17 protein-coding genes are annotated in these 22,201 nt (G+C 61.2%); 11 read left to right on the top strand and 6 right to left on the bottom strand.

What is annotated here, in order from left to right; translation table 11 throughout:
* Positions 1–68: 68 nt before the first annotated feature.
* Complete coding sequence (locus ACQKP1_RS03780; RefSeq protein ID WP_203012938.1) at positions 69–365, bottom strand: PRC-barrel domain-containing protein; 297 nt, start codon at positions 363–365, stop codon at positions 69–71.
* Positions 366–666: 301 nt separating this feature from the next.
* Between ACQKP1_RS03780 and ACQKP1_RS03775 the strand changes: the two genes are divergently transcribed.
* Entirely contained in the window at positions 667–3,804 is a 3,138-nt protein-coding gene (locus tag ACQKP1_RS03775) for a response regulator (RefSeq protein WP_427276392.1), read from the top strand.
* Between the two features lie 87 nt (positions 3,805–3,891).
* Positions 3,892–4,398 (top strand): phosphatidylglycerophosphatase A family protein, encoded by a 507-nt coding sequence (locus ACQKP1_RS03770; protein WP_427274239.1) that lies wholly within the window; start codon positions 3,892–3,894, stop codon positions 4,396–4,398.
* Positions 4,399–4,462: 64 nt separating this feature from the next.
* Here ACQKP1_RS03770 and ACQKP1_RS03765 read toward each other — a convergent pair whose 3' ends face one another.
* Positions 4,463–4,927, bottom strand: coding sequence for a hypothetical protein (locus ACQKP1_RS03765; RefSeq protein WP_427274238.1), 465 nt, complete (start codon positions 4,925–4,927; stop codon positions 4,463–4,465).
* Positions 4,928–5,231: 304 nt separating this feature from the next.
* Between ACQKP1_RS03765 and mbhE the strand changes: the two genes are divergently transcribed.
* Genes mbhE through ACQKP1_RS03720 form a run of 9 tightly spaced genes read left to right on the top strand, consistent with a single transcriptional unit; the run spans position 5,232 to position 14,543 of the window.
* Positions 5,232–7,550, top strand: a complete 2,319-nt coding sequence (gene mbhE / locus ACQKP1_RS03760) for a hydrogen gas-evolving membrane-bound hydrogenase subunit E (protein WP_427274237.1) — start codon at positions 5,232–5,234, stop codon at positions 7,548–7,550.
* Between the two features lie 6 nt (positions 7,551–7,556).
* On the top strand, positions 7,557–7,961 hold the full coding sequence (locus tag ACQKP1_RS03755) for an MnhB domain-containing protein (RefSeq protein ID WP_203012930.1): 405 nt from the start codon (positions 7,557–7,559) through the stop codon (positions 7,959–7,961).
* On the top strand, positions 7,958–8,344 hold the full coding sequence (locus ACQKP1_RS03750) for an NADH-quinone oxidoreductase subunit K (protein ID WP_006726498.1): 387 nt from the start codon (positions 7,958–7,960) through the stop codon (positions 8,342–8,344). The genes ACQKP1_RS03755 and ACQKP1_RS03750 overlap by 4 nt, the downstream gene beginning before the upstream one ends.
* On the top strand, positions 8,337–9,842 hold the full coding sequence (locus ACQKP1_RS03745; RefSeq protein WP_427274236.1) for a Na+/H+ antiporter subunit D: 1,506 nt from the start codon (positions 8,337–8,339) through the stop codon (positions 9,840–9,842). Before ACQKP1_RS03750 ends, ACQKP1_RS03745 begins: the two co-directional genes overlap by 8 nt.
* Entirely contained in the window at positions 9,839–10,174 is a 336-nt protein-coding gene (locus ACQKP1_RS03740) for a Na+/H+ antiporter subunit E (RefSeq protein WP_427274235.1), read from the top strand. Before ACQKP1_RS03745 ends, ACQKP1_RS03740 begins: the two co-directional genes overlap by 4 nt.
* A complete protein-coding gene (locus ACQKP1_RS03735; protein WP_006726495.1) occupies positions 10,171–10,461 on the top strand; it encodes a monovalent cation/H+ antiporter complex subunit F in 291 nt (96 codons plus the stop codon). The genes ACQKP1_RS03740 and ACQKP1_RS03735 overlap by 4 nt, the downstream gene beginning before the upstream one ends.
* Positions 10,461–11,702, top strand: coding sequence for a monovalent cation/H(+) antiporter subunit G (locus ACQKP1_RS03730; protein WP_427274234.1), 1,242 nt, complete (start codon positions 10,461–10,463; stop codon positions 11,700–11,702). Before ACQKP1_RS03735 ends, ACQKP1_RS03730 begins: the two co-directional genes overlap by 1 nt.
* Before the next feature lie 59 nt (positions 11,703–11,761).
* Complete coding sequence (locus ACQKP1_RS03725; RefSeq protein ID WP_203012925.1) at positions 11,762–13,201, top strand: sensor histidine kinase; 1,440 nt, start codon at positions 11,762–11,764, stop codon at positions 13,199–13,201.
* Positions 13,202–13,205: 4 nt separating this feature from the next.
* Positions 13,206–14,543 carry a sigma-54-dependent transcriptional regulator gene (locus ACQKP1_RS03720; protein ID WP_203012923.1) on the top strand — a complete coding sequence of 446 codons (1,338 nt, stop codon included), beginning with the start codon at positions 13,206–13,208 and terminating at the stop codon, positions 14,541–14,543.
* An 89-nt stretch (positions 14,544–14,632) separates the two neighbouring features.
* On the opposite strand, the gene ACQKP1_RS03715 is transcribed toward ACQKP1_RS03720, so the two are convergent.
* The 4 genes from ACQKP1_RS03715 to ACQKP1_RS03700 form a co-directional block, all read right to left on the bottom strand.
* The gene (locus ACQKP1_RS03715) at positions 14,633–17,485 is read right to left on the bottom strand and encodes a hypothetical protein (RefSeq protein WP_427274233.1); all 2,853 of its coding nucleotides are present in this window, start codon (positions 17,483–17,485) and stop codon (positions 14,633–14,635) included.
* 164 nt (positions 17,486–17,649) lie between these two features.
* Complete coding sequence (locus tag ACQKP1_RS03710; protein ID WP_203012916.1) at positions 17,650–18,645, bottom strand: FecR family protein; 996 nt, start codon at positions 18,643–18,645, stop codon at positions 17,650–17,652.
* 93 nt (positions 18,646–18,738) lie between these two features.
* Positions 18,739–19,260 carry an RNA polymerase sigma factor gene (locus ACQKP1_RS03705; protein ID WP_203012914.1) on the bottom strand — a complete coding sequence of 174 codons (522 nt, stop codon included), beginning with the start codon at positions 19,258–19,260 and terminating at the stop codon, positions 18,739–18,741.
* An 82-nt stretch (positions 19,261–19,342) separates the two neighbouring features.
* The gene (locus ACQKP1_RS03700) at positions 19,343–22,117 is read right to left on the bottom strand and encodes an insulinase family protein (protein WP_427274232.1); all 2,775 of its coding nucleotides are present in this window, start codon (positions 22,115–22,117) and stop codon (positions 19,343–19,345) included.
* Between the last annotated feature and the right edge of the window lie 84 nt (positions 22,118–22,201).

Genomic DNA, 22,201 nt, shown 5'->3' with positions numbered 1-22,201 from the left:
GAAAACGATGAAGCCCGGCGCAGTGGCCGGGCCTCACTTATGCATTGCGTCACATTGATGCGGACATCTCAGTGGCGGTGCTCAGGCATGTCCTTGAGCTGGTCCTTGGTCCAGGTCGTAACGGCATGGACGTCGCCATCTTCGTCACGCATGAAGTCAAGATCCGTCAGCGGTACGGCCACGGGCTTGGCTCCGATCCCAAGGAAACCGCCGACGTCGATGATCGCCTGACTGCCGGCACCGGCGCCGTGGACATGATCGACCTTACCGACCTTGTGGTCGTCGGCACCATATACCGTCGCACCTTCCAGGACTGCTGGAGTAAGTTCGGTCGCGGCAAGACGAACATGATTGCTGTGGTCCATGATTTCCTCCTGTTGTTGATGAATAGAGAAAACCCTTCCGAGGGAGATCTGTTCCCAAAAGGTCTTCGGTGTCCCTTTGTCGGGCATGTCCGCAGTGGACGCTGTTATCCCCCTGACTGACACACCTCACGCAATGCTGGACGAGATCTGTTCAAGACGTGAAGAAAATCGACCTTGCCATGGAACCTGTCGGCGCCCCGGACGTTCATTGAAGCCGAAATGTGCGGCGAGTTTTGACGGAAGCAGCATGACCCTCAACATTTCGGATTCGCATCAGGACATTTTCATCGGCGACAGTGAAATGTCGCAACTGATGCGACGGCATGATTGGGCAGCAAGTTCGCTTGGCCCGCCGGATCGATGGCCGGAGGCTCTGAAGGTGGCAATCCGCCTGCTTCTGACCTCGAAATTCGAGATGTGGCTGGGCTGGGGACCTGATATCGCCTTCTTCTACAATGACGCCTATCGGCCGACTTTGGGCATCAAGCATCCCAACGCCCTTGCCGTCCCCACGCACGTTCTCTGGGCGGAAATCTGGGATGACATCAAGGATCGGTTGGCGACCGTTTATGATACTGGCGAGGCCACCTGGGACAGGGCGCTTCTGCTTTTGCTTGAGCGCGGTGGATATCCCGAAGAGACTTATCACACCTTCTCGTACAGTCCGCTGATCGGGGATACCGGCAAGGTGGAAGGCGTCTTCTGCGCCGTCACGGAAGAGACCGAGCGGGTCATAAGCGAGCGCCGCATGGCGACACTGCGAACGCTCGCATCTGGCCTTGCCGCCGCCGACATCGAAAGCGAGGTTCTAGAGGCATCTCACATCGCATTACGCGAAAATCTGCATGATCTGCCCTTCAGCGCTCTCTACATCTTCGACGATGAAGGGAATGCACGCCGTCAATGGATCTGCGGCGCAGAAGGTTGTGATGAATTGCTTCCCGCAGCGGTCTGCCGATCAGATACGACATGGCGCATGGGAAAAATCTGGGACAAGCAGGCGGTCGAGCTAGTGGAACTCTCGGGCGCTCACGACGTCCCGCGCGGGGTCTGGCAAACCGCACCGACGCAGGCAGCGGTCGTTCCACTGATCGGCCAAGGCGGTGACAAGGCACGGGGCGTTCTGATCAGCGGGCTTAATCCGTATCGGACGGTCAGCGACGAATACCTGGACTTCTTCAGGCTGATTGCCGGCCAGATCAGCTCGCGCCTTGCCAGTGCCGAAGCATTCGAGTCGGAGAAGCGGCGATCGGCGGCCCTTGCTGAGGCAGCCGATCTGCGCGAAAAGGCGGCCGTCGCCCTGGAGCAGCTCAATCGTCAGCTTTCCTCGGAAGTCGAGCTTCGCACTGCCGAGCGCGACCGCATGCGGGCACTCTTCCAGCAGGCTCCGAGTTTCATGTGCATTCTCAGTGGTTCAGAGCACGTATTTGAGCTGGTGAACGACGCTTATCTGCAACTTGTAGGGAACCGTATGTTGCTCGGCCTGACCGTCCGGCAAGCGCTTCCGGAGGTGAAGGGACAGGGGTTCTTCGAGTTGCTGGATGGGGTGTTCCAGTCCGGCAAACCCTATATCGGACGGAACCTCAAGGTTCACCTTCAGCGCGAGGGCGCGACGAGTCCCGAAGAGCGGTTCCTCAACCTCATCTATCAGCCGATCTTTGATCAGGCTGGTCATGTCACCGGAATCTTTGTCGATGGTTTCGATGTGACCCATCAGCGGCGGGCGGAGGAGCAGCTCCATACCCTCAACCATACACTCGAGCAAAGAGTGGAGCAGCGTACCCATGAGCTGAGAACGGCTCTTCTGGAGCTGGAGAAGGAAACTGTCGAACGCGAAACCGTGCAACTCGCCTTGAGGCAGGCACAGAAAATGGAATCGCTTGGCAACCTGACGGGCGGTGTCGCCCACGACTTCAACAATCTTCTTCAGGTCGTTGGGGGCAACCTGCAGCTTCTGTCCAAGGATGTAGAAGGCAACGCGCGCGCCGAACAGCGCCTGCAGAACGCCTTGTCCGGCGTCACCCGTGGCGCGAAACTGGCTTCACAGCTACTAGCCTTCGGACGTCGGCAACCGCTTGAGCCAAAAGTCGTCAACGTACGCCGGCTGATCCAGAACATGGATGACATGCTTCGCCGTGCGCTGGGTGAGGAAATCGAACTGGAGACGGTGGTTTCCGGAGGCCTGTGGAACACTTTGATCGATCCTAGCCAGCTCGAAAATGCGATCCTGAACCTGGCGATCAACGCGCGCGATGCTATGGAAGGCCGTGGACGGTTGACGATCGAAGCCGCGAATTCCGTCCTCGATGACGAATATGCCCGCACACATGACGATGTGCGCGCTGGCCATTATGTGATGGTTGCGGTCTCCGATACCGGATCGGGTATCCCCCTCGATATCATCGAGCACGTCCTGGAGCCCTTCTTCACGACCAAATCGGACGGCAAGGGCAGTGGTCTTGGACTGTCGATGGTGTACGGCTTCATCAAGCAATCCGGAGGCCACCTGAAGATCTACAGCGAAGCTGGGCATGGCACGACCATGAAGCTCTACATGCCGCGCACCAACCAGGTCGAGGACAGCCTCACGGATCTAAGCGCTGCGCCGGCAAAGGGCGGCACCGAAACGGTTCTTGTCGTGGAAGACGACGATGGTGTACGCGAGACATCTGTCGCGTTGTTGGCTGATCTTGGATATCGCGTCTTGAAGGCGCATGATGCCCAAGCGGCTTTCGCCATCGTCAACAGCGGCGTACAGATCGATCTACTTTTCACCGATGTGGTCATGCCGGGGCCGATGCGAAGCACCGAACTCGCCCGGAGGGCCAAGGCGCTCTTTCCACGCATGGCCATACTCTACACCTCCGGCTATACCGAGAATTCCATCGTGCATGGCGGCAAGCTTGATGTCGGCGTCGAGCTTTTGTCCAAGCCCTATACGCGGGAAGCCCTGGCGCGCAAGGTACGCCACGTGCTCGGCAATGCACAGCAGCATCAGATTGCCGTTGAGCGGATGGCACGCGAGCATCAAGCCGCCGCTGAAAACTCGCCCGCCTCGGCGCCCGAGCCAACGAACCGAACCACGTTTGAGAAGATGCGAATACTGATTGTTGAAGACGAGCCTCTCATCCTGATGTCGACCGTCGACATGGTCGAAGAACTCGGACACGCCGTCGACGAGGCCAGATCGGCTGAAGAGGCGATCCAGATTCTGGACAAGAAGAGCATCGACGTTCTCTTGACGGATGTGGGGCTACCCGGCATGGCAGGCACCGACCTGGCAAGGATCGTTCGCGAACGATGGCCTTCCGTCAGGATCGTCTTCGCCAGCGGCGACAATGCCGCGAAGTCGGCGTCCGGCATCACGGACGCATTGCAGCTCTCAAAGCCATTTACCATGGATGAACTCAAGGCAATTATGATGCATGTGACAAGGTAGTCTGAGCCCTCCGCCCAGTGGGTGGCTACACCGCTCGCGTCCTGCGGGGGGACAAGCGCCAATCGCGGCAACCGCTTCGGGGAGCCCATGGTCGAATTCTACGTTCTCGAACCGCCAGGCGCAGGTCTGGTTCCGACGTGGCAGTGGCTGATGGCCACCTGGTTCGGAACAGGATTGGTCGTTCCGCTCCGTGCGGGGCTTGCGGTATTCGCGCTCTTGCCGCTGCTGGTCTTGGCGATCAAGTTGCCGAGGCTCGTCGTTCCGGTGTTTGCCGTGCTCATCTTCGCCCTCGGCGTCCATGTCGCGTCAGCGATCGATCTGGAGACCGGCATAAAGGATGACCGCCGGATCGTCATCGATGAAGTGGCGGCCTTCCTAATCGGGGCCTCTCTGATCCGTCAGGCAGGCTGGCGGATGCTGGTCCCGTTTGCAGCGCTCTTCCTCTTCCTCGACCGGGTAAAACCGTGGCCGGTATCCTATGTCGAGCAAATCCCATCCGGCTGGGGCGTCATGCTGGATGATCTGGTCCCGGCGGTCGCGGTCGGTCTTCTGTTCGCGGTCGCCCAGCATTTCTGGAACCGCCAATCGCGGTGAGGCCGACCACCGACAGCTCGACCCACTTGCCGGAACAGGGCCGATGCGCGTGGCGCATCCGCCTTCACGGCGCAAGATAGATCGTCACTCGTTTTTCGGACGTCAGACCGCTGTCACCGTCTGCGAGATCCGCACCGATGACGTCGCTTGCCGCGACGCCCTCGCTTCGCATCGCCGTATAGAACAAGGAGCTGCTCTCGACGGCTGCCTGCAGCTCCAACACGTCGGATTGCCTCTTGGCAAGTTCCGGCTCGACAACTTTCATGCTGTCCGGCTTCAGCGCCACGAACTCGAAACGCGTGGCCCCGAAGACCATCTTGATTTCTTCGGCCGTTTCTCCCGCCCGCTGCACGGCCCGCAAAGCACTCTCGGCGACACGCTCGCTATCCGTTTCACTGACCTCGATGTCGTATCCAAAGAGTTCGGCAGGGTCGTCCCCAGGGTATGGTGAGGATTGCGCCAGAGCTGGGGAGGCCGCAGCGCCGCAGGCGACCATGGTCAGCACCGCGATGATACGCTTGGATGTCATGATAGTTCCTTCCGTTTCATAACCGCTTTCGTCATCCTGGCTTGATGTCTGGGGAATTGTCTCGGAAGGCAGATGGTTCCCTCGACCAAGTCCGGACGGCGGTTCGGCACTGTCGCAATGCGTCGTCGGATTGGGACGCTTGCCGGAGGGAAAACATGTTCGGAATTCCGAATTCCGACAGGTCCCTATTCGGAATTCCGAACACGCAGAAATGACGACGCGTCATAAGTCACTGATTTTCATACAATTTCAAACTGGCACACCTCTTGCTATCTGAGAGTGGACAACAAGAGGAACTCGTACCGTGAACTTTGAGTGGACCATACTAATCGCACTGGCCGGGGCAATTATCGCCAAACCGGCCTCGTCGCTGCTCGGGCGATACACCGGCTGGGTGGTAAGCCTCATACCTCTGTTCATCTTCGCCTCGCTACTCATGCATGTCGCGCCGGTGGCAGACGGACAGGCCCTGATCGCCCAACTGGCCTGGGTGCCCTCGCTCGGCGTCGAACTCGCATTCCGTCTGGACGGCTTTTCACTGCTGTTCGGCCTGCTGATCAGCGGCATCGGAACGCTGGTGGTAATCTATGCGGGGGCTTACTTCGCCGAAAAGCCGAGCGGCGAGATCGGTCGTTTCCTCAGCCTCATCATGCTGTTCATGACCGCGATGCTGGGAACCGTGCTCTCGGACAATCTCATTGTCATGTTCGTCTTCTGGGAGCTGACGAGCCTCGCCTCCTTCCTCCTCATCGGCTTCGACGGTCACAAGGAAGCGGCGCGCAAGTCGGCGCTGCAGTCGCTGATCGTCACCGGCGGCGGCGGCTTGGCACTGTTTGCCGGCATCCTTCTCATCGGCATGACGCTCGGCACCTTTTCCTTCACGGAAGTGCTGGCACGCTCGAACGAGCTGGTTACCAGCAGCTGGGCCATCCCGATCGCCATCCTGGTCATGATCGGGGCCTTCACCAAGAGCGCGCAGTTCCCGTTCCACTTCTGGCTGCCCAATGCCATGGCCGCGCCGACGCCCGCTTCCGCCTATCTGCATTCGGCGACCATGGTGAAGCTCGGCGTCTTCCTGCTGGCCCGCTTCGACGGTGTGTTTGCCGGCATGCCGGGCTTCGGACACACGCTGGTGGTCTTCGGATCTCTGACCATGATCATTGCCGCCCTGCAGGCGCTGCGTGCCGAAGGCTTTAAGGCGGTTCTCGCCCAGTCCACCGTTGCCTCGCTCGGCATTCTGGTGATGCTGATCGGCCTGACGGGTGAAGTCGCCGCTGTCGCCACCGTCGGCTTTATCCTCAGCCATGCGCTCTACAAGGCGGCCCTGTTCTTCTGCGCCGGCACCGCCATCCATGCGACCGGCGAAACCCGTCTGCACAAGCTGGCCGGCCTCGCCCGCTTCCTGCCGGTTACCGCCGTTGCTGCCGTGCTTGCCAGCCTGTCGATGGCCGGTCTGCCGCCCTTTGTCGGCTTCATCTCGAAGGAATATCTGTTCGAAGCGCAGCTCGCCAATGACTGGAATATCCTGCCGATCGCAGCCGCGGTTCTCGTCAACGCCGTCATGGTCGGCGTGGCAGGTGTCGTGTCGATCCGTCCGTTCTACCTCAAGTCAGAGACTGAACGTGAGATCCATCATGGCGAGACATCAGGCCTTCTGGCAGGACCCTTGCTGCTCGCAGCCGGCGGCATCCTGATCGGTCTCATCCCCGCGCCAGCTGGACAGTGGATCATCGGTCCGGCCGCCTCGGCACTCCTCGGTCAGCCGGTCGACGTTTCATTCAAGCTCTGGCACGGCCTGACGCCGATGCTGGTCCTGTCCATGCTCGTCGTCGCCATCGGCGCGGTTATCGTCATCCAGTGGACCCGGATCCACAACGCGCTCCGTCGTTATGACACGCTCTATGCGTTCCTCGGCGATCGCTTCTACCACAAGGCCCTGAACGGCGTTCTGGCGACGGCACGCATGTCGACGAGAGTGCTCCAGAACGGTGATCAGCATCGCTACACCACAGCAGTCGTTCTGGTGGTTACCGTGTGTCTGGCGATCGCTTTCCTGGCTGCACCTTCGGCCGACTTCCTCGCCTCAGAGGGCAGCATCCGTATCTCGGTGGCCCTCGTCCTGATGCTGACCGTCGTCGGTGCCTTGGCGACGATCATCGTTCGCTCGCTGATTGCCGGCCTTGTCTCCGTCGGCATCGTTGGCTTCGGCTCGGCCGTGATCTTCATGCTGAACGGTGCCCCGGATCTGGCGCTGACGCAGATGGCCGTCGAAACGCTGATCGTGATCCTGATGACAGCCGTACTCCTCAAGCTGCCGTCCAGGCGCCGGCATTCGCGCACGCTGTCCGAGCGCAGGCGTGATGGCATGATCGCGGTGGGCTTTGCCGGGATGATGTTCATCGCGCTTGCCTCCATCGGCGTCACGCCCATTGACCTGCGCCTGTCCGACTATTTCGGCGAGACGAGCTACCTCGAAGCCTATGGCCGCAATGTCGTGAACGTCATCCTCGTCGACTACCGCGCCATCGATACGCTCGGCGAGATCGTGGTCGTCGCCATTGCCACCATTGCCGCCTGGGGATTGCTGCGCGGCTCCCTCAAACCCGCCCGCAACAAGGAGTGACCGACCATGTCCGTCATCTTTTCCACCATGTCCCGCCTGTTCTTCGTGCTTCTGCTGGGCGCGGCTGTCTTCATGCTGTTTCGCGGCCATAACGAACCGGGCGGCGGCTTCATCGGCGGGCTGTTCGCGGCTCTCGCTTTTGCATTGCTTGCTCTCTCCGACAGCGTGGCAAAGGCTCGCAAGGCGCTGATCATCCACCCGGTCGTGCTGATCGGCCTGGGTCTCGTGCTGGCCTTCGTCAGCGGCCTCCCCGGCCTCATCTCGGATCGATCGTTCCTGACGCATTGGTGGTTCGAGCTTGGCTCCACGCATCTCGGAACCGCAACCGCCTTCGATATCGGCGTGTTCATGGTCGTCATCGGCGGCGTGCTTTCCCTCGTTTTCCGTTTTTATGAAGGAGTAGAACAGTGAGCCTGATCTACGCGTTTGCCGTCGCCGCCCAGATGGGTGCCGGCATCTACCTCCTCCTGTCGCGCCACGTCATGCGCATCCTGTTCGGGGTCGTGCTGCTGTCCACCGCAGCGAACCTTCTGATCTTCGTCGCAGGCGGCCTGCAGTTCACGGCGCCCCCCGTCATCGAACAGGGATCGCAGACGCTGGGCGAAGGGGCTGCAAATCCCCTGCCCCAGGCACTCATCCTGACTGCGATCGTCATCGGGTTTGCGCTCGTCTCGTTTGCCGCAGCCTTGGTGCTCAAGGCCTACTACACGCTCGGCTCCGTCTTTACCGACGAGCATAACGATGCCGAAGACCTCGGCTCGCCCTTCGAAAAGGAGGCCATCCGCAATGGCTGACACGCTTCTCCTCTGGCCCGTCGTACTACCGCTCATCGGCGCGGCGCTGGCTGCTGCTTTTCATTCGCGGCCGGAGGTACAACGCATCATCGCGCTCACCGTCATGATCCTGACATTCGGCGCCTCCCTCATCCTCGCCAATGCGGTCATGGCAGGCGGCATCCTGACCAAGGTATTCGGCAGCTGGATGCCCCCCTTCGGCGTCGTGTTCGCCGCCGACCGCTTCAGCGTCGCGATGGTGGTGATCTCCAGCCTTCTGGCGCTCTGCGCCCTGATCTTCTCGGTCGCAGACCTTCGCCAGCGCCAGGTCCGTGCAGGCTTCTATCCGCTATTCCTCGGTTTGATGATCGGCGTGAACGGTGCCTTTCTGACCGGCGACATTTTCAACCTCTATGTGTGGTTCGAAGTGATGCTGATCGCAACACTCGGCCTGATCACGCTGGATCGGACTCGCGCCCAGATCGACGGGGCGATCAAATATGCCGTCCTCAACCTCTTTTCGACCATCCTCTTCCTGATGGCGATCGGGTTGCTCTACGGCGCGACCGGCACCCTGAACATGGCAGACCTGGCCATGGTGCTTCCGCAAACGGAATCTTCGGCGGCGCTCACACTGTCGGCGATGCTGTTCCTGCTCGCCTTCGGCATCAAGGCTGGCTTCTTCCCGATGTTCTTCTGGCTTCCGGCCTCCTACCACACGGCATCGATCATCGTGTCGGCCGTGTTCGCAGGCCTCCTGACCAAGGTCGGTGTCTACGCACTCTTCCGCGTCTTCACCCTCCTGTTCGAAGTCGACAACGGGATCTTGAAGCCGCTGATCGCCGTGTTTGCGGCAGGCACCATGCTGTTCGGCGTTTTCGGGGCCGCCGTGCAATGGGATGTGCGCCGCATCCTGTCGTTCCACATCATCAGCCAGATCGGCTACATCATGCTGGGTCTTGCGATCGCCACGCCGCTCGCCATGGCAGGCGCGGTCTTCTACATCATCCACCATATCGTGGTGAAGGCGAACCTGTTCTTCATCGCAGGCGCCATTCACCGCGCAACCGGGACCTTCGACTTGCGTAAATCCGGCGGACTGATGAAGTCCTCCCCGATGCTGGCCGTGCTATTCGCCATTCCTGCCCTGTCCCTGGCTGGCATCCCGCCGCTCTCCGGCTTCTGGGCGAAGCTGATGGTGGTCGACGCCTCCTTCCAGGGGGATGCGGCCTGGCTTGCAGGCATCGCGCTCTTTGTCGGTCTCCTCACCATCTTCTCGATGAGCAAGATCTGGATCGAGGCCTTCTGGAAAGAGCCAGCGCGCAAGACCCGAGTGCGCGCGGTTCCCGCGGCCATGATCGCACCGATCGCGATGCTTGGAGCCATCACGCTCGCGATCGGCTTCAACCCGGAACCTCTAGTCGCGTTCTCCAACCTGGCTGCCGACAGCATCGGCAATCGTACCGAGCTGATCAGCGCCATCATTGACCGGAACACCACAGCAGGAGTGTCGCCATGACCATCGTCAAACGTATCGGCAGATCCATGACACTGGGCTTGGTCTTCATCAACGAACTCATTCGTTCGTCGATTGCCGTCGCCCGCCAGGTGCTGGGCGACAGCTCGCAGCTGAAGCCCGCAATTCTCGCTGTGCCGCTTGATCTGCGCAGCAGAGCAGGCGTTACGGCGCTTGCGAACTGCGTCAGCCTGACACCCGGCACGACCTCGCTGCATGTCAGCGAGGATCTGAGCACCCTCTATGTTCACGTTCTGGATGCGCCCCAGCCCGATGCGGTGGTGGACAGCATCAAGAACACGTTCGAGACACGCATAAAGGAGATCGAAGGATGATTGCGCTTCTGGATGGGTTTCTATCAACATTCGCCGCCATCATGATCGCCGTCCTGATGGTACCGCTGCTGCTTGCCGCCGTTCGCATGGTGACCGGACCAGGCTATGCCGACCGCTTCATTGCGCTCGACATGCTGACCGGCATTGCCGTCGCGATCGCCGCCCTGACGATGATCGTCACCGGCCGACGCGAATTCCTCGACGTCGCCTTCGGGATCGCCTTGATCGGTTTCCTGGCGACATGTTCGCTATCGGCACTTCTCGAGAAGAAAAAGGAGGATTCGTGATGCTCGCGATCCTATCCATTCTGTTCAAGCTTGCGGGTGTGGGGTTTCTCTGCATCGCCGCTCTCGGTGTCATCAAGCTTGCCGACCCGTTTCAGCGCATGCATGCCGCCACGAAAGCCGGAACGCTGGGTGCCGGCCTGGTGATCATCGGCAGTGTCATCGCCCATGGCGCGCTGGATGCGACTGTGATGGGTATCCTGACCGTCGTCTTCCTGCTGCTCACCGTGCCGGTCGCCGGCCATCTTCTCGGTCGCGCCGCCTATGTCTCAGGCGCGCAGCTGACGCTTTCGCATGACGACGCCCTTGACGGTGTGCTGACGCGGGCCGACCAGTCGCTCGGCAAGCGGAGCGACTGGATTTCCGTGGCTCCGAAAGTGCAGACCGCCGACAACAGGGACAAGGCGCCCCAGCCGAAACCGGCGCCGCGCAACGACATGCCGGTGCTGCCGGCTCTCGAGGCTGTCCGGTTCGCCGTCATCGACGGGCAGGTCGCTCACGTTGCGGAACGCGCCGGCGCAATCGCGAAGAGAAGCGGGGCGAGCCTTTCGGCCTACACCATCATCGACACGCATGCGATCCATGCCGCAGCCGATCAGGCCCGACTGCGCCGGTTGATCCGCGAGCGGGCGAGCGACGCGATCAGCGATCTCAAATCCGCCACCGCAGGAACGGACGTGGCTTCGATCCTGCACTATGATGAAGGCGATCCCGAAGCCATTCTCCGCTGTGAGACGCAACCGGGCCAGACCCTCCTCGTTCTGCCCTGCCAGGGCTGGTTCCATCATCAGGTCGAAGCCCGGATGGACCGCACGACCTGGGATCCGGATGGTCTATTGCGTCTGCCGAGCTGCCATGGCGGTCCGGTGCTCTTCGTCGGCAAGACACCATTGCCCGACACGGCACGCACTCTCGTGGTGCGCGACTGCGGCGAAGATCACCTGGCCCCGCTCGTGGAATGGGCACTTCTCAACAATCTCTGGGAGGTGACGGACATCGTCCATGTTGCGGAGAAGCAGATCAAGGATGGCGGTGTGCCCGAGGTCGCCGATCGTTTCGGCTGCGGCTACACGCGTCATGCCGCGCCTGACAGCGTCTGCGGCATACCGCCCGGCATCGTCGGTCTGCGCGCCGTCGTCCTGGGCCGAACACCACGGCCGCTGCGAACGAACTGGTTTGGCGCGCCCTGGCTGAACCGCATCACACCGGACATGGCAGGTGAAGTCCTGATCATGGAACGTTGAGGGCTCGCTCGAGAATTAAGTGCTGGCAGGCAAAGCGCGACTTGGTCTAATCAATCTGCATGTCCTCACTTTCGCGTCCCAAACTGCCTCTCTCCGTCGCGCTGCCACTGTTCGTGGCAGTCGCGATGTTCCTGGTGGCGGTCGGCACGACGCAGATCGGCATCATGGCTCTGCGGTCGAGCAACGAGACGGGTCTGCGCGATCAGGCGCTGGTTTTCCTCGATGCCGTCGCCGGCAACATCGCGGCCGAAATCAAGGAGACCGATGCTCGGCAATCTGTGCAGCGGACATTGGCAGCGTCGCTCGAGTTTCGCACCGCGCTTCTCGAAGAAAGCATCGCCGCACGCTGGACCGACCCATCCGGACAGGCGATCACGGTGGCGCTCGCCGAGAGCGATGGGGATCTCCTCGACGCCGCCTTGACCGAGGCGCAAGCCAGCGACCCCGACGATGTCAGCGCGCAGCTGGTTCCGGACAGATCCGTTCTTCTGGTTGCACGCAGTTATGGAATGGCCGAGGGGCGTCTTTATCTCGCCGCGACATTCGACACGCAGCCGCTCGAGGCCGCCAGCGATGCAGCGTCCAACGCCGCACTGGGCATCGATATCCTTGTGGCCATCATCGCTGCGGCTGCGGCTTACGCCGTGACAAGGCGCTCGCTCAAACCGCTCGACGGGTTCATTGACCGACTGGCGGATGCGGCGGGCTCCTCGACGAATGGGGCCGACTGGCGCCGCGGCAACGAATTGCGCCAGCTGGAAGCGGCTCTGGCGATGCGCGAACAATCGGAAGCCCAAAGGGTCACCATCCTCGAACAGATGGCACAGCAGGAACGTGACGGGCTGCTGGCACGCATGGCGGCCAGCATCGCGCATGAGGTGCGCAATCCGCTGGCCGGACTGAAGAACGGCATATCCACGCTGAAGCGCTTCGGCGACCGAGAGGATGTGCGAAAGGAAACGCTGGCATTTCTGGAGAACGGGCTCGACAGCATCGGTCGCGTGGTCGACGTGACGCTTTCCACCTATCGCCGGCGGTCCGGATCCAGAATGATCACGGCCCAGGACATTCGCGACCTCGAGATCTTGATCGCTCCGGAAGCCGGCCGTGCCGGCGTTGGGCTTGCCTGGACCTTCGAGGAGCCGACCGAATTCTGGGTCGACGTCGATGCCCTGCGCCAGATCCTGATCAACCTGATGCTGAATGCGGTCAGGGCCTCGCCGCCCGGATCGACTGTCACCGTTTCTCTCACGCGCAAGGATGCCCAGACGGTGGTGCTCAGCGTCGCCGACGAGGGACCGGGGATGCCGCCCGAGATCGTCGCCGCGATGATTTCCGGCCGTGTCAACGACATCCCCGTGGAGCGCAGCATCGGGATCTGGATCGTGGCCTCCCTGGTGGAGCGAATGGGAGCCGATTTGTCGATCCGCAGCGACAGCACGGGAACCAATGTCCAGCTGACGCTGGTGACGGCGCAGAAGGGCGGAGCGGAGACATGACATCATGACGGCAGGTCGCATACTGGTGGTCGAGGACGATGCGACGCTTGGCCTGTCGCTGCAACAGAGGCTGGTCCTGGAAGGCTTCACCGTCAGATGGGCGCGTTCGGCAGCTGAAGCCGATGCAGCGCTCAAGGGTGCGGCACCCGACATCATCCTCTCGGATATCCGACTGCCGGATGGCGACGGCGAGACCATCATGCGCCGGCATTTCGAACGTTTCGGACTGGTGCCAGTCATCTTCATGACGGCCTATGGCGACATCGACCAGGCCGTTCGGCTGGTGCGGGACGGCGCGGTCGACTACGTCAGTAAACCCTTCGATCTCGACAGGCTTGTCGAGACCTTGCAGGGTATCAGCCGCCGCACGAGCAGCGGGCCACAGGTCGGTGCTGCGTTTTCCGGCAGCGATGCGATGCGCAAGATCGGCGCGACATTGATGCGTGCCGCAGACATCGATCTTCCGGTTCTGATCCTCGGAGAGACGGGAACGGGCAAGGAAGTCGCGGCTCGCTATGTGCATGAGGCCGGATCGCGCAAGACCCTGCCCTTTGTCCCCGTCAATTGCGGAGCTTTGCCGGCAGAGCTCGCGGACTCGCTGCTTTTCGGTCACGAGCGCGGCTCTTTTACCGGTGCCTCGGGCATGCATCGCGGCTTTTTCGAAGAGGCGGACGAGGGCACACTGTTTTTGGACGAGATTGGTGACCTGTCCCCTGTCCTGCAGGTGAAGTTGCTGCGCGTTCTGGAAACGAGGGAGTTCCGTCGGCTCGGCGGAAGCGAGACCCGCAAATTCGGAGCACGCCTCGTCTGCGCCACCAACAAGGATCTCGGCGCCATGGTGGCCGAGGGCCAGTTCCGCGAAGATCTCTGGTTTCGCATCAATGTCATTGCCTGCAAGCTGCCGCCACTCAGAGAAAGACAGGAAGAGCTGCCGTCACTGCTCGAAAGCTTTGCATCTGCCGCAGCAGCGAGGCTTGGTCACGGCAATATCGTCGTTGACGCAGCGGCACATGAGGCTGCCAAGCGCCACCGCTGGCCTGGAAACATCCGCGAACTGATCAACCGCGTCGACCGCGCCGTTGCCATGGGTGACGGTCATGTCTTGTCCGAGGCGGAGCTGTTTCCCGAAGGTCTGGTCGCAACGGACACGGGCCTTGGCAGCACTCCAGATGTGAATGCCACACTCGCCGACGTGCGTGACGCCGCCGAACGTGCCCATATCAAGGCCGCCCTGGCACGCGCCGACGGATCGCCCAAGGAAGCCGCCGAAGCGCTAGGCGTGTCGCGAACGACATTGTGGGAAAAGATGCGACGCCTGAACATCAGCCCCGACGACAACTGAGGCGTCCGGCGTAATCGAAAACGCGACGGGTCGAAGATGCAGTGCCGCGCTGCGTGGGTCGCGGCACTGTTCAATACGTCGACCGCGCCTCAAAACTTCGCAGAGGCTCCGACCCAGAGAGTGCGGCCGATGACCCAGGGGTTATTGGCAGATGCCGTTGCGTTTCCAATCTCGTTGAACAGGTTGTTGACCTTCAAGTTCACGGTCATGCCGCGATCCTCTTCTTCGTACACCTTGTAGCTCGCAGCAAGATCCACTGTTAGCGTCGGGTCAAAGTCAAAATCCTCGTAGATTTCGTGAGACAGCCCATCGATCACAATCGGATTTTGGTCTGTATTCTTCACGCCCGTATAACCGAAGTTGTAATTGGAGTTGAGATCCAGCGTCAGTCTGTTGTCCAGCCATTTTGTCGAAAGGCCGGTCTGGGCTCGGAGCGGGATGTCCATGTTGCCAGTTACGACACTGAACCCGGCAAGAGTGTAAGACTTGTTCTTGTACCAGACGTATTCGTCTTCTAAATCAGTCTCGAAGTAGCTGTTGTTCGACACTTCGTTGCGTGACCAGGTGATCGAGGCGTTGAACAGCGCCTCATCAAGTCCCCATGCGCTTTGAAGCTCAAGGTTCCTGGAATACTCCGCTGTGAAGGACTGATATGCGCCTGATCCGTTGTTCGTTAGGAAACGGCTCTGGCCAACCGCTTCCGAAGCGAACTGGCTTTTGGATTGCCGGTCAAGGAAGCGTAAACGCCACTCGCCATCAAAAAGCGGCTCGACACCGCTCAGGCTTATACTGACTTCGTCCGTGTATGGTGTTTCCAGATCAGACGCGCTGTTGGTGTAGTTGCCTGTAATGGCCGCGGGACTCCAAGTTGATCCGACCGTTGCGCCTGATCGAACTCGTATATAGTTCTGGCGTCGCGGCTGCTGATCACGGATCGCGAATGCGAGGCTTTGGGCGTTGTAGTAGCGGTTTGCACCGAGTGTTAAGGCAAGGTCTTCAATCGGTTTCCAGGTAGCAACTGCCCGCGGAGCAATATCGAGATTCTCCATGTAGTCGTCGTAGGTCAACCTGGCTCCAGCCCGGATCTCGAACCAGTCCCAGTCCTGCTCCAGCTCTGCATAGGTGGCGAAAGTGTTCACCTGCGCTGTGATATCAAAAGCCTTATCAATCCCCTTGGAGCTGGCAAACTGTTCGGTGCTGCATTCCTCGGTAGTATTGCAAACGAAGCCCGTAACCGACGTTGGCACTTGGCCAAGGGAAGTATACGCGGTGTAATATATGGCATCTTCGGGGCGACGACGATGGCCCTTCGTGTGCTTGAACTCCGTGCCGATGAGGAACGAGCCGCTCCAGATATCTCCGGTCAACTCCTCGTTCCAGCCGAACTGATCCTGACCCTGCTGCTTGTCTCCTGTGGCACCATCATAGCAAATCGTCTGTGAAACAGTTGTATCGGTACGGCACCAGTCGGAGAGTTCGGTCGACTCCCACAAGCCCCCTCCGTTCGCTGCCGATCGTCTGAAGGCCTGCATGTAAGCATGCGCGACGTTCGCATTCATGTCGTTCAACGTGTCTGAGGTCCCATATGTCAGTTTGGATTCCAGCTTCAGGTTCGAAATGGCGACCCCGCCCAAGTCCAGATCCTCGAACTCGTAGTCATGCTGTAGCTTCGACGCCAGACTACGGGTCTCAGTGTTCAGTCGGAAATTGCGCCACAAGGCGTGTTCCCAAACCTGATCATAGGCCGTGAATGCTCCCTCCAGGGTGAAATCCCCAAGGTCCGTCTCGGCTTTCAGCTGGCCGCGGTAGAACTGGTTCAGCGAGTCCTGCTCTATGCGGTCCGTTTCGGTATACCGATAGGCCTTGTCCTTATCGGTCACAGCGTCCTGACGGCTATACTGCAGTCGAACAGAAAGATTATCGGAAAGCGGGCCGCCCACGGAAATCGCCTGGCGGCGCTTGATATATTCGTTGCGTGCGACGTCTTTCGGGTTCAGGCCATCCTTGGTTCCTAAGTTATACGACGTCCAGTCACTCGTCGTGTAGTCGGTGGAAACATGGCCTTTCCATTTTTCTTTCTCTGCCTCTTCCAGCTTGTAGGACACGACACCTCCCTGGAAGTTGCCGTACTTGGCCGACGCATTGCTATCGATAACCGTTGCTTCGGTCAGGAACTCTGCAGGCACAAAAACGGTCTGAGAATGGAGGCCGTAGACGCGGTCAGCATTCGGCGGGGTGATGGTTCGATCTGCGAGCACCTCATCGCCGTAGCGCTCCTGACTACCCGTGACGGTGTTGATCTCCATACCTTCCAGGATGAAGTTGTTTTCGTAGACCCGCGCTCCGGAGATGGACACCTCCCGAGGCTTCAGGTCGATGACGGTCTGGTCCGTCGCGCCGGCGTCGTCATCAATGTCATTCTGATACTGAACATTGGGCAGGTTGCGCAAAATCCCGTTCGCATCACTTCCTTCAGCCCGCGCTGTGATCTGACCTTCGCTCAGCGTGCTGGTGCCCGTATCTGCCGCGCTCTCGGTTCCGAGTTTCACGCCGCCGCCGGAGGACGACACCGTGATTTCCTCAAGAACGGTCGTGCCGGCGGCAGCGGCTTCGTCGATCGTGCCTTCGGCAACCAGCGATGCGGTGCGGGCGCCGGTCACGCGGATTTCGATGCCGGCACCGGCGGTGAGGGCGCGCAGTGCGACGAGAGGATCGGTTTCACCGGCGACGGCCGCTGAAGTCCGTCCAGACACGAGGGCTGCGGCATAGCCGACCTGCCAGCCCGTCTGACGCGTGAAGGCCCTGAGGGCTGCATCGAGCGGCTGCGCAGGGATCGAGATCGCCCGGGGAGCATTCGTCGTCGGACTTGTCCCGGCATCCTGCGCTCGAACCTCAAATACACCGGCCGAAGCCGAAACCAGTGCTGTGGACACCATGAACATGGCAAACCTGCGCTTGCCGAGAGATACTCTACGCTCTGCCATCTTGATCCCGGGCCGGAAGCCCTTCTCACCCTGTTGTCACCCCGCCGCCGCGCATCATGCGCGTCGGCTCTGATGGAGATGACGTGTCAGCTCGGCCGGTCTCACAAAAAAAACCTGAGACTTTAGCGAATGAATAAGATGCCGCCCGGCAATCGCTCGATGCGTGCCCCTGCAGCGGTTGCGACGCTGTCGAGTGCGGCATCCGCCTCGGAGATGCGGAAGCTGCCGCTGACGGGGGTTTCAAGGGCAGCGGCCGGCAGGGTGATAATGGTGAGATCCGTATGGCGTCCGATCTCGACGAGGGCGTCCCGCAAGGGAATGGCGGAAAGCTGGATCCAGCCTTCGCGCCAGGCAAGCCGGCTTTCATCGTCTCCCTGAGGAAGGAATGAGATCCGTGTGCGATCGACGGCCGCCGTCTGGCCTGGCGTCATGGCAACCGGGCTCGATTGCTCGCCATCGCGGGTCAAGACAACGCGACCGCTTGCCAGATGCACGACGTCTTCTGCATCACCGCGCGCCACGTCGAATGCCGTACCGGTCACCGTCACAGTGCCATAGGCCCCTGTCACGCTGAACGGCCGGGCAGCGTCATGCGCCACCTCGAAATAGGCCTCACCCTCGAGAAGCCGCACGGCCCGCCTGCCATTTTCGAAATCGAGGCGCACTGCCGTCTGGCTGTTCATCTGCATGCGGGAGCCGTCGGGCAGATCGACCGCGACGATCTCGCCGGCAGCGGTCCGATAGTCGGCCTGCAAGCCGAGCAGCCAGTCGCTTCCAATCAGCGGCACGACGATGGCGGCGGTGATCGAGGCCGCGAGCGCGAGCGACAGATGCGGAGAGCGCCGGGTGATAGCCGGCGAGTGTCTGATGGCCTCGACCGGCAGCAGCGATGCCGTCGCCGTCTGGGCGGAAGCCACGGTCAATGCGGGACATTCATAGAGCGCCAGCACCCGCGCCAAGGCCGCGCCCCTGTCCGCACCTTCGGCCAGCCAGGCATTGAGCGCCTCCTGGTCGACCTCCCCCGCCTGACGCTTCAACACCCATTCGAGCGCCTGGTCTACGACCGGCTCCGGATGCCGATAGCGCGCTTGATCCTCGTTGTCAGTCACTGCGTGCATGACGGTCTTCCGCGGAAATGGTGCATGTTAATAGATGACGTTTCAAATCAGTTCTCCTCCCAAAAATTGCAGATTCGCGCCCTTGCACGCGGCTCATCGCTCCATCTTCTCCCGGATTTCCATGAGGACGGCCATGGCCATCTTCATGTCGTTGAACACGGTGTTGGGCGACACGCCCAGCCTTTTGGCGATCTCGGGATAGGCGAGGCCTTCCAGCCGGTTGAGGCACCAGGCCGAACGGGCGCGCGGCGGAAGCGTCAGCAGGGCTCGATTGAAGGCCTTGACCAGGTCGCGCTGGATGGCCTGATCCTCGATGCTCGGCTGTGGATCGGCGACAACAACGGTATCCGCCGCCTGGAATTCCTGCTCCTCATGCAGGGCCCGCACCTTGCGCCGGCGAAGATGATCGAGGGCGAGATTGCGAGCGGTCTGCCAGAGAAAGGCCTCGATATTGCCAGGCGTGCCCTGGTCGAACGCCCGGCGCGCTCTCAGGTAGGCGTCGTGCGTCAACTCCTCGGCCTCGGCCGCGTCGCGCACAATACGCAGGATCGCCCGGTAGAGCGACTGCCGCATGCCGAGAAAGGCGTCGTCCAATCTCTGGGTGTCGCCGGTCATTGTGAGCCCTTGCCGAAGCACACGAGCGCAGACGCCGGCCACGGCCAAGCGCGCAATGGCTCCGCCAGAGCCTTCACCCCCGTCATTCTACTTCGCGTTCCGCCATGGCGGCTGCGCCAAGCGGCAACTTGGTGAGGACAGCGACATTCCCGGTGCGGAAGATATGCTTCGCATGAGCGACAAGCCTTTGCGCCGTGACCCGCTCGCCGAGACCCTGCATGCGCCGCAGATAGCCAGCGTCGCCGTAGCGGCGGTGGCTGAGAGCAAGGCGGCGCAACCAGGTATTGGGATCAGTCAGGCGACTTTCTTCGGCAAAGGCGATGTCCGTGCGGATCTTCTCCACATCCGCCTGTCTGGCAATCTCCGGCATGCGATCGAGTACGGCAAATGCGGCTTGCGTCAATTCCTCCGTGCGTTCCGGCGCGCAGTAAAAGGCGAGCGTGCCGAGAACCCGGTCCTGATCGGGATCGGCCTCCAGCTCGAATTCAAGGCTGTAGATGCCACCGAGAACATTGCGCAGTTCCTTCTTCAGGTTCTGCTGGGCAATCGGCGTCAGCGTCGAGATGACGAAGCTTGCCTCGGGCGTCCAGTCGAGCCCGGCGAAGAAGGAAATCTCGACGCGAGCGCGATCGTCAGGAAAGACTTCGACCTGTGCCGCATGCCGCCCGGCCCTTTGCAGGGCAACCTCCGTCGTCATCGAGGCCGCACGCGGGACGGCGCCGATCACGGAGGCGAAGCTGTCGCGGATCTCAGAGCCGGGCTCGGGGCCGACGGCATACCAGGTCACCGGTTGGAGAAAGTGGGTGCGGGCGATTTGGCTCAACTCTTCCGCATCCATCTGCTTCAGGTCCTGCAAGGTTTCGACTGCACCTGCTTCGCCGTAAAGCAGTTCGGTGCGCCGTGCGGCAAGCTCATCCGGCCGTTGGTCGTTGATCTGCGCGTGCAGGGCCTCGACAGCTTCCGGCCTTACGCCGCCGAAAGCAATCATTGCGGCATAGGTCTCAAGGCGGGCCGGGAGATCGCCCGGGGCCGCAGCGATGCCGGCGTCGAGATCGCCTTCCTTGAGCGCGATGCTCCACTGCCGCGTCTGCTCCTTTACCCAGAGATCGTGTTCGGTCTGGCTCCAGAAGGTGAAGCCACTCTGATCAAAAAGCTGGACCGCCGCCTGGGAGGCCTGGCTGTCGAAGAGGCTATTCCTGTAGCCAGGACGCGATTGGCCCGAGAGATAGACCTTGCCATCCGGCGTATCCCGCACCAGCCAGACCACCGCGTCCCCGTTCGACAGCGTCCATTCGATGACATCGGGATTTCCGGTGCGGCGCTCGGCGGAGATGCGGCCGGATCGAGCCACCTGTCGATCGGCTGGCCATACGGGTGCGGCGGTCGCAATCTCAGGTTCTGGTGTCCGTGGCTGGCGTGGCGGAAGGTCAGCCATGGCCGCCCAGCGCGCGCGTTCCGCTTCCACGGTGGCAACCGTCGGCAGCGTCACCGAAACGCCGCCCGGCACCTGGTAGAACAGGACCTGATCCTCGGCTGCCAGCATCTCCCGCAGGCGCTTATTGAGACCCTCGAACGCGATGCGATTGAGGAGAGCGGCCGTGCGGGTCGTGCGGGTTGCGGGATCATCGACGACCGAGCCGGTCAGAACCGCAGAGGCGATCCGGTCCTCCCATTCCGCATAGGTTCGGTTCTCGGCTGCTTTTTTGTTGTTCTCGTTGATGGCTCGGGCGCGCGTCATCAGGCTTTCAAACCCGTCGCGCGCCACACCGTCACGCCGCAGCCGTTCGACTGTTTCCATCAGAACGGGTATAGCAGCTGCGTGGTTGTCGGTGCGGGCGTTGAAAGCGAGGATCAGCCGCTCCTCGGTCGTTTCCTGCGCCGCAAAGCCAAGGCTGTCAGTGACCGCCGCATGATACGGTGCCTCAGCCTGCACGGCGTCGCGGATCAGCCGCGTCAGGAAATACTGCTGCAGATAGGCGATCTGGCCCGCATCCGTCAGCCGGTTCGGCATGGGGAGCCGCAGGGCATAGGTCACTTGCGAGCTCGAGCCTTGCTCGTCCTGGACCAAGTTGACGTTCAGACCCTGCTTCAGGGGCAAGATACGGTAGTCGCGCTCCGGTGCGGGCAGCCTCGGTGCCGCACCGAAGGCCCTCTCAAGGGCCTTACGTGCCGCTTCCTTGTCGATACGGCCGGAGACGATCAGCGTCATGTTGGAGGCGCGATAGAAGCTTTCGTAAAAGCTGCGGATCTCCTCGATCGAGGTGCGCGATATGCCGGCATGCGTGCCGATTGTCGGCCGGTCGACATACCGCGAGCCCGCGCGCAGGGCGGCCTTCTTCAGGCGGCTGACCCGGTCTGCGACGCTTACTGTCTGACGCAGTTCTTCGAGAATGACAAAGCGTTCTTTCTCCCAGTCCTCAGCCTCCAGTGCCGGCTTCATCACCAGATCGGCCATGAACTGCAGCGATCCCGCGAGGTCGAGCGCATCATCAGGGCGGGTGCGCAGCATGAACTGTGTCTCCGCCTCCCGCGTCACCGCATTGATCTGCACCCCGGTCCGCCAGCCGAGCGCCTCGATTTCCTCGTGCATGGAGCGCCCGCGCGCCGCGTTCGTCTGGAACACCATGTGTTCTAGGATATGGGCAATCCCGCTCGGCACAGGTTCGTCGACAGAGCCTGCATGCACGATCAGGCGAATATTGAAGGGGTCGGCCTCCTTGCCGCTGTCATGGAGGAAGTAGCGCAGGCCGTTGTCGAGCGTCCCGGTCGCAATGCGCGGGTCCCAACCGGGGTCTTGTGCGGCCGAAGGGCCGGAAAGGCAAAACAGCGAGAGGACCGCAATGAAGAACAGGCGCATGTGAAGTTCCAAACAAGGGGGATCGGATCGCAAGACGCGACCGCCTCCAAAAGATGAATGGAACTATCAACTATAATAACTGAT

The sequence above is a fragment of the Allorhizobium sp. NPDC080224 genome (genome assembly GCF_050281005.1).
Lineage (GTDB): Bacteria > Pseudomonadota > Alphaproteobacteria > Rhizobiales > Rhizobiaceae > Allorhizobium.
The sequence above is the reverse complement of the archived record's forward strand: the minus strand, read 5'-3'. Positions and strand labels throughout refer to the sequence as shown.

Bases quoted from the DNA above. Each gene is read 5' to 3' on its own strand.
- ACQKP1_RS03720 (WP_203012923.1), top strand. From the start codon at position 13,206: ATGACGGCAGGTCGCATACTGGTGGTCGAGGACGATGCGACGCTTGGC.
- ACQKP1_RS03700 (WP_427274232.1), bottom strand. From the start codon at position 22,117: ATGCGCCTGTTCTTCATTGCGGTCCTCTCGCTGTTTTGCCTTTCCGGC.
- ACQKP1_RS03725 (WP_203012925.1), top strand. From the start codon at position 11,762: ATGTCCTCACTTTCGCGTCCCAAACTGCCTCTCTCCGTCGCGCTGCCA.
- ACQKP1_RS03705 (WP_203012914.1), bottom strand. From the start codon at position 19,260: ATGACCGGCGACACCCAGAGATTGGACGACGCCTTTCTCGGCATGCGG.
- ACQKP1_RS03735 (WP_006726495.1), top strand. From the start codon at position 10,171: ATGATTGCGCTTCTGGATGGGTTTCTATCAACATTCGCCGCCATCATG.
- ACQKP1_RS03765 (WP_427274238.1), bottom strand. From the start codon at position 4,927: ATGACATCCAAGCGTATCATCGCGGTGCTGACCATGGTCGCCTGCGGC.
- ACQKP1_RS03740 (WP_427274235.1), top strand. From the start codon at position 9,839: ATGACCATCGTCAAACGTATCGGCAGATCCATGACACTGGGCTTGGTC.
- ACQKP1_RS03730 (WP_427274234.1), top strand. From the start codon at position 10,461: ATGCTCGCGATCCTATCCATTCTGTTCAAGCTTGCGGGTGTGGGGTTT.
- ACQKP1_RS03775 (WP_427276392.1), top strand. From the start codon at position 667: ATGTCGCAACTGATGCGACGGCATGATTGGGCAGCAAGTTCGCTTGGC.
- ACQKP1_RS03715 (WP_427274233.1), bottom strand. From the start codon at position 17,485: ATGTTCATGGTGTCCACAGCACTGGTTTCGGCTTCGGCCGGTGTATTT.
- ACQKP1_RS03770 (WP_427274239.1), top strand. From the start codon at position 3,892: ATGGTCGAATTCTACGTTCTCGAACCGCCAGGCGCAGGTCTGGTTCCG.
- ACQKP1_RS03710 (WP_203012916.1), bottom strand. From the start codon at position 18,645: ATGCACGCAGTGACTGACAACGAGGATCAAGCGCGCTATCGGCATCCG.
- ACQKP1_RS03755 (WP_203012930.1), top strand. From the start codon at position 7,557: ATGTCCGTCATCTTTTCCACCATGTCCCGCCTGTTCTTCGTGCTTCTG.
- ACQKP1_RS03780 (WP_203012938.1), bottom strand. From the start codon at position 365: ATGGACCACAGCAATCATGTTCGTCTTGCCGCGACCGAACTTACTCCA.
- ACQKP1_RS03745 (WP_427274236.1), top strand. From the start codon at position 8,337: ATGGCTGACACGCTTCTCCTCTGGCCCGTCGTACTACCGCTCATCGGC.